Origin of the sequence: Xanthomonas arboricola pv. populi (assembly GCF_002939945.1) — a bacterium.
Taxonomy (GTDB): Bacteria; Pseudomonadota; Gammaproteobacteria; order Xanthomonadales; family Xanthomonadaceae; genus Xanthomonas; species Xanthomonas arboricola_A.
On the sequence record NZ_MDEB01000001.1, the window covers coordinates 1,102,128 to 1,115,653 of the forward strand.

A 13,526-nucleotide genomic window follows, 5' to 3' on the forward strand; every position below is an offset into this window, starting at 1 on the left:
GCGGCTCACTGGCGGCTCTCCTGCAATGGAGCAGGCTGGGCGGGTGCGGGCAGCGCAGCCGGCGCAACGGCGGTGGGAATGCCGGCAGACACTTCGTCCACCGGATCCGGCACCAACGCCGGGTCCAGATCGGCCGGCTGCGGCTTGACGACCGGCTGCCCGGTCTTGCCGGCGGCCTGCGCGGCCAGCCACGACTGGATGTCGTCCGGCGGCACGTCCATCAGCCGCAACGCGCCTTCCATCACCCTGTGGAACACCGGCGCCGACACCAGGCCGCCGTAATACACCTTGCCCTGCGGATCGTTGATCACGATGACGGTGGCAAAGCGCGGACGCGTGGCCGGCACCAGCCCGGCGAACAGCGCGTTGTAATGCCCGCGCTCGTACCCGTTGGCGCCGTTCTTGCGCGCGGTACCGGTCTTGCCGGCCACGTGATAGCCCAGGATCGCCGCGCCCTTGGCGCCGCCCTGGGTGACCACCGTTTCCATCATGTCGATGACCTGGCGCGCCACGTCGGGGGTGACCACCTGGCGGGTTTCGTTGTGCTGGCCGCGCACGAAGGTCGGCGGAGTCAGCTTGCCGCCATTGCCCAGCGTGGCGTACGCCTGCGCGATCTGCAGCGGCGTCACCGACAGGCCGTAGCCGTACGACATCGTGGTCTTGGACGGGCCGCTCCAGCGTGCCGGCTGCAGCACCACACCGGCCGATTCGCCAGGAAACCCGCTATGCGGCGCAGCGCCATAACCGAAGTTGCGAATCGACTGATAGAAGGTCTGGTCCGGCACCTTGGCCGCGATCTTGGCCGCGCCGATATTGGAGCTGCGGGTGATCACGCCGGTGACGTTGAGCACGCCGTTGTTGCGCGGCACATCGCGGATGGTGAAGCGTCCCACCGACATGTAGCCGGGGTTGGTGTCGATGACGGTGTCCTTGGTCACCACGCCGGCGGTCAGCGCCGTGGCCACGGTCAGCGGCTTCATCGTCGAGCCCGGCTCGACCAGATCGGTGACCGCGCGGTTGCGGCGCGCCGAGGGATTGATGCCGGTGACCGAATTCGGGTTGTAGGTGGGCAGGTTGACCATCGCCAGCACTTCGCCGGTGGCCACATCCATCACCACCATCGAACCGCCGGCAGCATTGTTTTCGACCAGCGCGTTGCGCAGTTCCTTGTAGGCCAGGAACTGGATGCGGCGGTCGATGCTCAGCGTCAGGTCCTTGCCCGGCTGCGCCGGACGCACCAGATCCACGCTCTCCACGATCGCGCCGCGCGCATCGCGCACCACCTTCTTGGAGCCCGGCTTGCCGCGCAGCCATTCGTCGAAGGCCAGCTCCAGGCCTTCCTGGCCGCGGTCGTCGATATTGGTGAAGCCCAGCACGTGGGCCATCGCCTCGCCTTGCGGATAGAAGCGACGGAACTCGCGCTGCGAGAACACACCGGGGATCTTCAGATCGACAATCGCATGCGCCTTGTCCGGGTTGATCCGGCGCTGCAGGTACATGAATTCCTTGCCGGCCTTCTGCGCCAGTTTGGCGTTCAACTCGTCCAGCGGCTGGCCGAGCGCCTTGGCCAGCTCGGGAATGCGATCCGGGTTGCGCAACAGTTCCTGCGGATTGACCCAGATCGATTCCACCGGCGTGGACACCGCCAGCGGCTCGCCGTTGCGGTCGGTGATCATGCCGCGCGAGGTGGCGATCGGCAGCTCGCGCAGGTAGCGCGCTTCGCCCTGGCGCTGGTAGAAATCGCGGTTGACCAGCTGCACGAACGCCGCCCGGCCGATCAGCGTCACCGAGCACAGGCCCAGCGCGATGCCGACCAGCATCAGGCGGCCACGCAGGTTGAAATTGCTGCGCGCGCGGTTGCGGCCGGCCTTCATGGCGCACCTCCGTGTGCGCCACCCTGCGGGCGGCTTCGCCGTGCAAAACGGCTGTCCTGCCGTTTTGTCATGGGCGCAACACTTACATGTGCGCCACCCTGCGGGCGGCTTCGCCGTGCAAAACGGCTGTCCTGCGGCATCGTCATGGGCGCACCACCACGATGTCGTTGGTCTCCGGGAACTTCATCCCGATGCGCGCACGCGCGACCTGATCCACGCGATTGCTTTCCGCCCAGGTGGCCTGCTCCAGCTGCAGCCGGCCGAATTCGATATTCAATTCATCGCGTGTGTGTTCGAGCTTGGACAGCTGCACGAACAGCTTGCGATGCATGTGGCGCATGTACACGACCCCGATCGCCGAGGCGATGCTGCAGGCGAGCAGCACGATGAGCAGCAGGCGGCTCATGCAGCGTCTCCGTTCGGAGACGCCGGGAATCGGGAAGCAGCGTCGCTGTTGCCTTTGCCCATTCCCGATTCCCCATTCCCCATTCCCAGCTTCTCGGCCACCCGCAACACCGCGCTACGCGCGCGCGGGTTGACGCTCAGCTCGGCGTCGTCGGCCTTGATGGCGCCGCTGATCAGTTGCAGCGTCGGCACGAACGGCTGGGCTTCGGGCAGGCGGCGGTTGCTCGGCGGGGCCTTGGCGTAGCGGGCCATGAACTGCTTGACGATGCGGTCTTCCAGCGAATGGAAGCTGATCACCGCCAGGCGGCCGCCGGGCTTGAGCGCGCCCAGGGCGGCATCCAGGCCGGCCTCCAGATCGTCCAGCTCGCGGTTGATGTAGATGCGGATCGCCTGAAAGCTGCGCGTGGCCGGATGGGTCTTGCTGTCGCCGCGCGGCATCACCGAGGCAATCAGCTCGGCCAATTGCGCGGTACGCAGCAGCGGCTGTTCGGCGCGGCGCGCCACGATGGCGCGCGCGATGCGGCGGCTCTGGCGTTCTTCGCCATAGGTCCACAACACGTCGGCGATGTCGCGGTCGCTGGCCTGCGCCAGCCACTCGGCCGCGCTCTGGCCGGCGTCCGGGTCCATGCGCATGTCCAGTGGGCCGTCCTTGCCGAAACTGAAACCGCGCCCGGCCACATCCAGCTGCGGCGAGGACACGCCCAGATCCAGCAGAATGCCGTCGACGGTTGCCGCAGCCACCACCTGGCCGAGCCCGGCAAAGCTGCCGCGATGGATGGACACGCGCGCATCCCCACCGAACGACTGTTCGGCCACGGCGATCGCGTCGGGGTCCTTGTCCATCACCAGCAGTCGACCTCCCGGGCCAAGGTGTTGCAGCACGCCACGGGCGTGTCCGCCACGCCCGAACGTGCCATCGAGATAGGTTCCGTTTTCGATCACCTGCAGGCCGTCCAGAACCTGCGTGTACAGCACCGGCACGTGGGCCGCCGGTGGCTGCGACACCGGGTGACCGGGCTGCGCTTCACCGCGCATCCGGGCACCCCGGCTCACAACCTGAGATCGAGCAATTCATCGCCCAGATCCCCGTCAGACAATGTCTGCTGGATCAGTGCGCGATGTGCCTGCTCGCTCCAGAGTTCGAATTTGTCGCCCATGCCGAGCAGCACGGCCTTCTTCTCGATGCCAACCGCATTGCGGTGACTGGCCGGGATGCTCAGACGCCCATTGGCGTCCAGCTCCAGCACTGCGGAAGAACCCACCAGTTTCTGCTGCAGCGTGCGGATCACGCGCTGGGTATTGGGCTTTGACATCACATCGTCACGCACCCGTTCCCACTCCTTTTCCGCATATAGCCACAGGCATCCGGCCTCGAACGGGTTGTAGGTGAGCACCAGGCGATTGCCGCTCACGCGCGTGACCAGGTCGCGATACGCGGTTGGCACCGCCATACGCCCCTTGTCGTCCACCGTGATGGCAGTCTCGCCCTGAAACACCGAATGCAACCTCGAATACCCGCTGGGGGATCATTGAACCACGAAAAACCACAAAACACCTGGTTTTCCCTCCGTTGCCCACCTTAGCAGCGCGCCAAAGGTTGTCAACAACTTTGAAGGTCGCAAATCGCCAGTCGCATCAATGAGTTGCGGCACTCTTTAGAGACTTGTTCAAAGGTTATCCACAAGTTGCTGTTTCATCTCAGATTTTGAGATTGAACAAAAATTCAGGGGCGTGAAGGCCATGTAAACCCGACCGCAGTCTCACTTCACGCTGCGCCAGCTGCACATGGTCAATGCGCAAACAGGCGACAATCGGCGGCATGTGCCTGGTCGCTCTTGCCTGGAAAACCCACCCGCGCTGGCGCCTGCTGCTGGCGGGCAACCGCGATGAACTCCACGAGCGCCCGACCGCTGCGCTGGCGCGCTGGCCAGCACCCGCCGACGGCGTGCTGGCAGGCCGCGACCTGCGCTCGGGCGGCAGTTGGGTGGGTCTGGGCAGCGACGGGCGCGCCGCGGTCGTGACCAACGTGCGCGACCCGCTCGCCACCGCATCCGGCCGCTCGCGCGGACATCTCATTGCCGATTACCTGGCCGGCAGCCTGGACGCGGCCGTTTACGCCAGAGACCTGGCAGCGGCCGCGCACGAATTCCCGCCATTCAATCTATTGCTGTGCGACGCCGAGCGCTGCGAGCACCTCAGCAATCACCCGCCGTTGGCACGCACGTTGGCGCCCGGCATCCACGGCATGTCCAACGGCCCGCTGGATGCGCACTGGCCAAAGACCGCTGCACTGACTGCGGTCCTGCACGATTGGTGCGCTGCAGGCAGCGACGACCTGCAACCGCTGTGGACCGCCCTGGGCAACCACGCCATCGCGCCCGACGCCGCCCTGCCCCACACCGGCGTGGACTTGCCCACCGAACGCCTGCTCTCGGCCGCCTTCATCGACGGACCCAGCTACGGCACCCGCGCCAGTACCATCGTCGCGGTGGATCGCCAGGGCAGCGGCTTCATCCACGAACGCCGCTTCGGCCCGAACGGCATCTTCCAGGGCGGGACGCGGCTGGACATTTAGAGACACCGGAACTGCTTGGCGGGACGATGAGGCAAGAAACACCGGGCCTGGCCCACGCATCGCCCCCGTAGGCCGGGCAAATGCAGATTGCCCAGCACCACTTCTCCCGCCTGCGGGAGAAGGTGGCGCGCAGCGCCTGATGAGGGGATGGGCAAACCGTCCCCACGGCGCCCCCATCCGCCCTTCGGGCACCTTCCCCCGCAAGCGGTGGAAGGCAGATATCTCCGGGACCGCTCTTCCCCTTCCCGCAAGCCGGGAGGACGCAGACCGCCTCGCACCCCTTCTCCCGCCTGCGGGAGAAGGTGGCGCCCAGCGCCGGATGAGGGTGGGATCCGCCACGTATTCCCGCGCTGCCCCCATCCGCCCTTCGGGCACCTTCCCCCGCAAGCGGTGGAAGGCAAAAAAGATCTGGACCCGCCCGTTCCCCTCCGCAAGCCGGGAGAAGGACGCAACAGTGATTACCAGGCAATTCCATCGACAGCAGTTCCATCGATGGCAGACGACCCGACGCTCCAGCAGTGCACCCGAGTGCAAGCCCCCTTGAGTCAAGGGGGCGCGGCGACAGCCGCGGGGGTGTGGCATGCGCGGAGCGGGACCCGCGGTTTGTACCGCCGAAAGCGGTACAAAGCGCGGGCGCCTTTTTTGGGCCTACGCCCAAAAAGGTGGCGGAGCCGGCCGGTAAGCCGGGTTCTGTCGTGGACAGTCATTCGTCTAGGCGCTACGTCACCGCAGCGCTCAAGCAACCTACCCGGATCCAGCGCGGGCCACGCCAATGGATCCCTATTTGGTCTTGCTCCAGGTGGGGTTTGCCGTGCCGGTCCGTTACCGGACTCGCGGTGCGCTCTTACCGCACCATTTCACCCTTACCGGCCCCTCGCCACCCCTCTGCAGCCTCCGAACGCACTTGGCGATGCTGCGCATCGCCGACACGCTTCAGTGGCGGCAGAGGGGTGACGAGGGACGTAGGCGGTATCTTTCTGTTGCACTTTCCGTCGGCTCGCGCCGCCCAGGCGTTACCTGGCACCTTGCCCTATGGAGCCCGGACTTTCCTCGGCACTCTTGCGAGTGACGCGACTGTCTGGCCGACTCCGCCGGGGCGCACTATACGCTATCGCCACCTTGCACAACGGCGCCGCGACGCCAGCCCCGCCATCGCCGGCAGGAGCGCAATTGCCCGTAGGAGCGCACCCGGGCGCGAGAGGCCTTACCGAGAAAAATCCCAGTGCACGTCAACGTGCTCCTGCAACAGCACACCTAGCCGCCATACAACGCCTTGCGCGGCGCACCGGTCAGCTCGGCAGCCAACTTGGCGGCGGTGGACGGCGACAGGTGTTCGGCGAGTTTGGCGTAGACGCGGCGGCCTTCGGCCAGTTGGCCTTCGGCGGCGTCGGCGGCGCCCTGCACCATCACCACGAACTCGCCCTTGCGCTGGTTGTCGTCGGCTTCGACCTTGGCCTGCAACTGCGCCAGGGTGCCGTCGAGCACGGTTTCGAACAGCTTGGTCAGCTCGCGGGCAATCACCGCCTGGCGGTCGTCGCCGAAGGCCAAGCGCAAGTCGGCCAGCGACTCGACGATGCGGTGCGAGGACTCGTAGAACACCAGGGTGCGGGTTTCGCCAGCCAAGTGCGCCAGGCGCTCGCGGCGCGCGGCGCTCTTGGCCGGCAAAAACCCTTCGAAGCCGAAGCGGTCGCTGGGCAGGCCGGCCACGCTGAGCGCAGCGATCGCCGCGCAGGCGCCGGGAACCGGACTGACCCGGATCCCGGCGGCGCGGGCGGCGCGCACCAGCTTGAAGCCGGGGTCGCTGACCAGCGGGGTGCCGGCATCGCTGACGATGGCCAGCGACTCGCCCTCGCGCAGGCGCGCGACGATGCGCTCGGACATGGCGTCTTCGTTGTGGTCGTGCAGGGCCAGCAGCGGGCGGTCGATGCCGAAATGGCCGAGCAGCTGGCGGGTATGGCGGGTGTCTTCGGCGCAGATCGCGGCCACGCCACGCAGCACCTCCTGCGCACGCGGCGACAGATCGGCCAGGTTGCCGATCGGCGTGGCGACCACGTGCAGGGTTCCAGGGCAGGTCATCAACGGTATTCCGTAGGGCAAAGGGTAGAATCGTAGCGTTTTTAACGGTCCGCCCCGGCGGGCCCCGTCCAATGGATCTGAAATGAACAAGCGTGTTGCAAGGATCTCCGCCCTGTCGCTGATGGTGATGCTGGCCGCCGGTTGCGCCACCAGCAGCGTCACCCAGACCGCCTCGCCGACCCAGAGCGCGGCGCTGGCGTTGCTGGACCAGGGCAAGCCGCGCGAGGCGGCGCAGCAACTGGAAGCCGAGGCCGCAGGCGCCAGCGGTGCGCAGCGCAGCCGCCTGCTGGCCGCGTCCGCGTTCGGCTGGCACGACGCCGGCGATGACGCACGTGCGCGCACGCTGCTCGCGCAGGTCACCGCGCGTCATCTCAGCGGCGAGGACCGCGCCAGATTCGAGCTGCTGACCGGCGAGCTGGCGGTGATCGACAAGCAGGCCGCGCAGGCGCTGCAGGCCCTGGGCGAGAGCCCGCAAGGCCTGCCCCAGCCGCTGCAGACCCGCTGGCTGCTGGCGCGCGCCGCCGCATTGGAAGGCACCGGCGACCTGTTCGGGGCCGCCGCCGACCGCGCACGCGCCGACGCCAGCCTGACCGGCATCCCGCGCAGCGAGAACCAGCGCGCGATCGTGCGCCTGCTGGCCGCACTCGACGACGCCACGCTGAAGGGGCGCACCGCGGCGCTGCCGGCGGGCGATCCGCTGTACAACTTCGCCGGCCGCGCCTTGATCAGCCGCGGACTGGCGCTGCCGCGCGCGTTCGATCGCGACGCGCAATGGGGCTTTGACACCAGCAAGCGCCCGCCGGCCGAACGCGATGGCTATCGCCCGCCGATCAAGCTGGGCGTGCTGCTGCCGCTCAGCGGCAACCTGGCGACCGCCTCGGCGCCGGTGCGCGACGGTCTGTTGGCCGGCTACTACGCCGAAACCCGCCGCCGCCCGGAACTGCGCTTCTTCGACACCGCCGGCACCGCCGCCGGCGCCAATGCCGCCTACGACAAGGCAGTGAGCGCCGGGGTCGACTACGTGGTCGGCCCGTTGGGGCGCGACGAAGTCAGCGCCGTGTTCGCACGCAGCCAGCTGGCGGTGCCGGTGCTGGCGCTCAACCGCCCCACCGACAACAAGGCACCGCCCAGCGGCAGCGCCGGCTTCTCGCTGGCGCCGGAAGACGACGGCATCATGGCCGCCGAATACCTGCTTTCGCGCGAGCGCCGCAACGTGCTGATCGTCGGCACCAGCGACGACAACGGCAAGCGCACCATCAAGGCCTTCCGCGACCGTTTCAGCGAACGTGGCGGCACCGTCGCCGGCAGCATCAGCGTGGCCGAGGTGCCGGGCGACATCGGTGCGCAACTGCGCAATTACGGCACCGCCGATGCGGTGTTCCTGGCGGTGCGTGGCAACACCGCGCGCGCGCTGGCGCCGCAATTGGCCTTGAGCGGATTCGCCGGCAAATCGCGCGTGGGTACCTCGCAATTGGTGGCCGGCACCGGCAAGGTCGAGGACGACCTGGCCCTGGACGGCATCGTCTACCCGAGCGAAACCTGGACCGCCCTGGGCGTGTCCGGCCTGCCGGCCTCTACCCAGGTCGCCAGCACGTTGCCCAGCGCACGCGGGCCGGGGGCGCGCCTGTTCGCGTTCGGCTACGACGCCTGGAAGATCAGCGCGTATCTGGAAAAACTCGCCACCGGCACCGACGGCGGCCTGCGCGGCGCCACCGGCACCCTGCATCTGGACGGCTTCGGCAACGTGCTGCGCACCCCGGCCTGGTCCACCTTCAACGGTGGCCGCCCGGTGCCGATCGCCGACGGCCGCTGACGCCATGCCGGCAGCGCGTCAGCAGCGTGGTGCGGCGGTGGAAGCGGCCGCACGCGCGCTGCTGGAGCAGGCGGGGCTGCGGCTGGTGGTGGGCAATGCCAGCTACCGCGGCGGCGAACTGGATCTGGTGATGCGCGACGGGCAGGCGCTGGTGTTCGTGGAAGTGCGTTATCGCCGCGACAACCGCTTCGGCGGCGGCGCGGCATCGGTAGACCGGCGCAAGCGCCGCAAGCTGGTGCTGGCCGCGCAATTGTTCCTTGCCTATCACCCGGCACTGGCGACCTTGCCGTGCCGCTTCGATGTGGTGGAAGCCAGCGGCGAGCCGCCGGTGCTGAACTGGATCCGCGACGCCTTCCGCGCCGACGATTGCTGACAACGACCCACGCGCGATGCCCACCATCATCACCCATGCTGCGGTGCCGCTGGCGCTCTGGTGCGCCAGTGAGCGTGGCCGCCTGTCGCCGCGCCTGCTCGGTGCCGGCATCGTCGCGGCGATGTTGCCGGATGCCGATGTGCTGGCGTTCGCGTTGCATGTTCCGTACGCGGATGCGTTCGGCCATCGCGGCGCCAGCCACTCGCTGCTGTTCGCCGGGGCGATCGCGCTGCTGGGTGGTGGTGCGCATCGCCTGTTGCGTGCGGACGCGCTGCAGGCTGCAGCGTTCCTGTTCGTCTGCACCGCGTCGCATCCGCTGCTGGATGCGATGACCTCCGGCGGATTGGGCGTTGCGCTGGCCTGGCCATGGAGCGCGGCGCGCTGGTTCGCGCCGTGGCGGCCGATCCGCGTGTCGCCCTTCGCCAACGGTTTCTTCAATGCGCGCGGCCTGGCCACGCTGCTCTCCGAGCTGCGCTGGATCTGGCTGCCGCTCACCGTCGCCGTGCTGGGATGGAAATGCATCCAGCGCGCGGCACCACAGGATCACCCGTCATGACCGATGTGCTTCCCACTGCCCTGGCCGAGTTGCTGGCCGCACGGCTTGGCCCCGATGGCTGGTTGACCGGCGCCGACGCGCGTCGCCGCTACGGCGAGGACGATTCGCGCCGCTGGGCATTGCCCGCCGCCGTCGCCTTGCCGCGCGATACCGAGGATGTGGTGGCGATCGTGCGGGCGTGTCGCGCGCATGGCGTGCCGATCGTGGCGCGCGGCGCCGGTACCGGTACCACCGGTGCGGCAGTGCCGTTTTCCGGCGGCGTGGTGGTGTCGATGGTGCGCATGAACCGCATCCTTGCGCTGCGTCCGGCAGATCGCTGCGCCGTGGTGCAACCCGGCCTGCTCAATGGCGAGCTGCAACAGGCGTTGCAGCCGCATGGCCTGTTCTGGCCGCCGGATCCGTCCAGTGCGGACATCTGCAGCGTCGGCGGCAATCTGGCCACCAATGCCGGGGGCCCGCGCGCGGTGAAGTACGGCGCCACCCGCGACAACGTCCTCGGCCTGGTCGCAGTGACCGGCACCGGCGAGGTGATCCGTTGCGGCGGTGCGTATACGAAAAATTCCACCGGCTACGACCTGACGCATCTGCTGGTCGGCAGCGAAGGTACCCTGGCGATCATCGTCGAGGCGACCTTGAAACTGACACCGCGTGCGATCGCACAAGCCGGTTTGCGCGTGCTGTATCGCGATGCGGCCAGTGCCGCAGCGGCGGTGTCGCGCATCATGGCGCAACCAACCACGCCGACGATGCTGGAATTCATGGATGCCAGTGCGATTGCATTACTGCGCCGCAACGGCAGCGACGTGCCCGAGGCCGGCGCGATGCTGCTGATCGAAGCCGATGGCGATCACGACACCCTGCCCTACGCATTGCAGGCCTTGCACGCTGCGGCCGAGGGCGAGGGCGTGTTGAGCCTGGACGTGGCCGCCGATGGCAGCGCGCGCGACAAGCTGTGGGCGGCACGCCGCGCACTGTCGCCGGCGCTGCGCACGATCAAGCCGGGCAAGATCAACGAGGACGTGGTGGTGCCGGTCTCGCGCATTCCCGACCTGGTGGCCGGCGTGGAAGCGCTTGCCGCCGAATTCGCGTCGCCCATTGTCGCCTTCGGCCATGCCGGCAACGGCAACCTGCATGTCAACATCATGTACGACCCGGCCGATGCCGACGAAGACGCACGCGCACATGCCGCATTGCCGCGCCTGTTTGCGCTGGTGCTGTCGCTGGAAGGCACGCTCTCCGGCGAGCACGGCATCGGCGTGGCCAAGCGCGATTTCATGGACCAGGCCTTCAGCGCGCCGACGCTGGCGGCGATGCGCGCGATCAAGGCCGCGCTGGATCCGGACGGGATCTTGAATCCGGGCAAGGTGCTGCCACCCGTTGAGTGACCCGCTTGCAGCGTTGCAACTGGATTGCCGAACGTGATCCGGTGAACGCTGCGCTGGCCTGGCTCGTTTCTGGCATCGAAGAGCGCAGTGCGCCGATGGCACGATCATCGGCGTCGAAGTCGAAGTCAAAGTCAAAGTCAAAGTCAAAGTCGAGAGAGTGTCCCCCGCAGCAGCGATGACCTGCGGATCAGCACCGCCGCAACTCAACGCAACTGCGCATCCAGCCAATCCAACACGCGTTGTTGCACATCCACACCATGCTCGGTTTCGTAAAACCAGTGCGGGCCACGCGGATAGGTCACCTGCTCGACCGCTGTGCCCTGCAGTTTCAGCGCGCGGTACAACATGTCGCCTTGCGATGGCGGTACGCGTTGGTCGGCTTGCCCGTGCAGGATCAGCACCGGCACACGCACCTTTTCTGCGTAGCGAATCGGCGAGCGTGCGTCGTATTCGGCACGGTGACGCACCGGGTCGCCGAAATAGCCCGGCAGGTAATCGGGTACATCGGTGGTCAACGCCATGGCGCCGATATCGACCACGCCTGCGCCAACGACGGCGGTCCTGAAGCGCGAGGATTGCGTCACCGCCCATGCAGACAGATAACCGCCATAACTCCAGCCGCCGATGGCCAGACGCGCAGGATCGATCACGCCCTCGCGTTCGAGTTGGTCCACGCCGTCGAGCACATCCTGAAAATCCGCACCGCCCCAGTCGTGGCGCGCCAGCTCGGTGAACGCCGCACCCTGCCCTTCGGAACCGCGCGGGTTGGGCAACAGCACCGCGTAGCCATGGGTGGACAGCAGTTGCGCCCAGTCATGCCAGGAGCCCAACCAGCCGGACGCCCAGGCAGCTCCCGGTCCCCCGTGGATCTGTACCAAGGTAGGCAGCGGCGTTCCCGCCTTCCAGCCGGGCGGCGTGACCAATACGCCCGCGATCGATCGCCCATCGCGCGAGGAAGTCCAGCTCAAGTCGTGCAGCTGGCCATGCGCCCAGGCGGCGACCTGCGGATTGGTGCTGCTGCGCTGCGCGAGCTGACCAGCGCGCAGCGTCCAGACCTCCGCGGGCTGGTCATCACGCAGGCCGAGATAGGCGATCTCGCCATTGCGCGCAACGGTGAATGCCTGATACGGAATCTGCGGCCGGGCAAGCGGCTTCCAGCGCCCGCTGCCGGCATCGATGCGCAGAAAGGCACCGCGTACGCCTTGCAGCCCTTCGCCGATCAAGCTGCTGTCGTTCTGCCAGCGCGCCAGCCACAAAGTGCCGGGCCAGTCCTGCGCCAGCACCACACGCTGCTGATTGCGCAGCTGGTACACGACCAGATGCGCCACCATGCCGTGCTCGCCAAGTTGCCCATACAGCAGCCGGCTGCCATCCGGCGACCATTGCAATGGCAATGCCGAGGCATGCGGCTCGAGCACCGCACCAAGCACGCCGTCCTGCAGCGACAACAGCTGCACGCGCGATGCGTACCAGTAGTCGTTGAGCGTGGTGCCGTCGGACACGCGCAGCGCCAGTTGCCGGCCGTCCGGCGACCAGGCCAGGTCGTGCACCTGCAGACCGGGCGGTGTCAGCGCACGCGTCTGGCCGCTTTGCAGATCACGCACCCACACCCGTGAAAACCGGGTTGGCCGCTCGGTCTGCACGGCATCGCGCTTTGCGTCCGCATCGGCCGTTGCCTGCGCGGTGGGCGGATCCAGCGCCAGGTACGCGATCTGCCGCGCATCGGGCGACAGCGAGAACCCGCTGACCTCCCCTGCCGAACGCGTCAGCGGCTGCGGTGCGGCATCTGCTGTCTGTTGCCAGACCTGGGTTGGCGCCAGTTGCTCGCGGCCGGTGGCGTTGTCCGGCAATGGACGCGTCGACAGGAAGAGCAGCCGGCGGCCATCGGCAGACCAGCGTGGATGCTGGTCGTTGGCCTCATCGGTTGAGGGCATCGACACCGCGGCAGCGCTACCGCGTGCGGGTATCTGCCAGATCTTGCTGAGCGGCGGCTTGCCCTGCGCCTGCGGGGTGGCGACGGTGTAGGCGATGCGGCGACCATCCGGACTGATCTGGGGGTCGCCCACGCTGCGCAGCTGCATGATCTGCGCAGGCGTCGGCACGGTTTGTGCAAACGCGCAGCCGACCAACAATAGCCAACCCGACAACAGCCACAACGCACCGAACCGATACCGCATGTCACTCACCTCTTCCAAATGCCGACGCATGCTGCGCCGCGCATGTTGGCATGCCGTTGGCAGCGGCGTGAAAGCACCTGCAACGCCTTACAGACCATGTCATTGAACGAACCCCTGGTCTCGTTCTACGTCATATCCCCGAGGGCGAGCTCATTGCCGCATTGCAAGCCACGTGCATGCGGACTCCCGCATCGCGCGAGCGAACGCCCCACCCGGCTTTGCACCGTCCGGGACAACCGGATCCCGCTCAAGCTGTCCGCGCCGTGGTCACAAAGACAGCTGCGCGGCGCTG

At 67.7% G+C, this 13,526-nt stretch carries 11 protein-coding genes and 1 other RNA gene; 5 read left to right on the forward strand and 7 right to left on the reverse strand.

Going from position 1 to position 13,526, the window contains the following annotated elements; translation table 11 throughout:
* Positions 1-5: 5 nt before the first annotated feature.
* From XaplCFBP3123_RS05370 to mraZ, 4 genes are all read right to left on the reverse strand, one after another.
* Positions 6-1,874 (reverse strand): peptidoglycan D,D-transpeptidase FtsI family protein, encoded by a 1,869-nt coding sequence (locus XaplCFBP3123_RS05370; RefSeq protein WP_104533065.1) that lies wholly within the window; start codon positions 1,872-1,874, stop codon positions 6-8.
* A 142-nt stretch (positions 1,875-2,016) separates the two neighbouring features.
* Positions 2,017-2,280, reverse strand: coding sequence for a cell division protein FtsL (gene ftsL, locus XaplCFBP3123_RS05375; RefSeq protein WP_005991913.1), 264 nt, complete (start codon positions 2,278-2,280; stop codon positions 2,017-2,019).
* Positions 2,277-3,314, reverse strand: a complete 1,038-nt coding sequence (gene rsmH, locus XaplCFBP3123_RS05380; protein ID WP_172453117.1) for a 16S rRNA (cytosine(1402)-N(4))-methyltransferase RsmH — start codon at positions 3,312-3,314, stop codon at positions 2,277-2,279. The genes ftsL and rsmH overlap by 4 nt, the downstream gene beginning before the upstream one ends.
* Positions 3,315-3,328: 14 nt before the next feature.
* On the reverse strand, positions 3,329-3,784 hold the full coding sequence (gene mraZ / locus XaplCFBP3123_RS05385; protein WP_011260238.1) for a division/cell wall cluster transcriptional repressor MraZ: 456 nt from the start codon (positions 3,782-3,784) through the stop codon (positions 3,329-3,331).
* A gap of 314 nt (positions 3,785-4,098) precedes the next feature.
* Here mraZ and XaplCFBP3123_RS05390 point away from each other — a divergent pair, with 314 nt between their 5' ends.
* Entirely contained in the window at positions 4,099-4,854 is a 756-nt protein-coding gene (locus XaplCFBP3123_RS05390; RefSeq protein WP_104533291.1) for an NRDE family protein, read from the forward strand.
* 663 nt (positions 4,855-5,517) lie between these two features.
* Here the strand turns inward: XaplCFBP3123_RS05390 and rnpB are convergent.
* Positions 5,518-5,944, reverse strand: an RNA gene (rnpB, locus tag XaplCFBP3123_RS05395) — RNase P RNA component class A.
* 164 nt (positions 5,945-6,108) lie between these two features.
* A complete protein-coding gene (gene rsmI, locus XaplCFBP3123_RS05400; RefSeq protein ID WP_104533066.1) occupies positions 6,109-6,930 on the reverse strand; it encodes a 16S rRNA (cytidine(1402)-2'-O)-methyltransferase in 822 nt (273 codons plus the stop codon).
* Between the two features lie 82 nt (positions 6,931-7,012).
* On the opposite strand from rsmI, the gene XaplCFBP3123_RS05405 reads away from it, so the two are divergent.
* The 4 genes from XaplCFBP3123_RS05405 to XaplCFBP3123_RS05420 are packed head-to-tail and all read left to right on the forward strand — an operon-like array spanning position 7,013 to position 11,057.
* Complete coding sequence (locus XaplCFBP3123_RS05405) at positions 7,013-8,743, forward strand: penicillin-binding protein activator (RefSeq protein ID WP_104533067.1); 1,731 nt, start codon at positions 7,013-7,015, stop codon at positions 8,741-8,743.
* A gap of 4 nt (positions 8,744-8,747) precedes the next feature.
* Positions 8,748-9,116: a YraN family protein gene (locus XaplCFBP3123_RS05410; RefSeq protein ID WP_104533068.1), complete on the forward strand. Its 369-nt coding sequence runs from the start codon at positions 8,748-8,750 to the stop codon at positions 9,114-9,116.
* 16 nt (positions 9,117-9,132) lie between these two features.
* A complete protein-coding gene (locus tag XaplCFBP3123_RS05415; protein ID WP_104533069.1) occupies positions 9,133-9,672 on the forward strand; it encodes a metal-dependent hydrolase in 540 nt (179 codons plus the stop codon).
* Complete coding sequence (locus tag XaplCFBP3123_RS05420; RefSeq protein ID WP_104533070.1) at positions 9,669-11,057, forward strand: FAD-binding oxidoreductase; 1,389 nt, start codon at positions 9,669-9,671, stop codon at positions 11,055-11,057. Before XaplCFBP3123_RS05415 ends, XaplCFBP3123_RS05420 begins: the two co-directional genes overlap by 4 nt.
* A gap of 203 nt (positions 11,058-11,260) precedes the next feature.
* On the opposite strand, the gene XaplCFBP3123_RS05425 is transcribed toward XaplCFBP3123_RS05420, so the two are convergent.
* Complete coding sequence (locus XaplCFBP3123_RS05425) at positions 11,261-13,234, reverse strand: alpha/beta hydrolase family protein (protein WP_104533071.1); 1,974 nt, start codon at positions 13,232-13,234, stop codon at positions 11,261-11,263.
* Between the last annotated feature and the right edge of the window lie 292 nt (positions 13,235-13,526).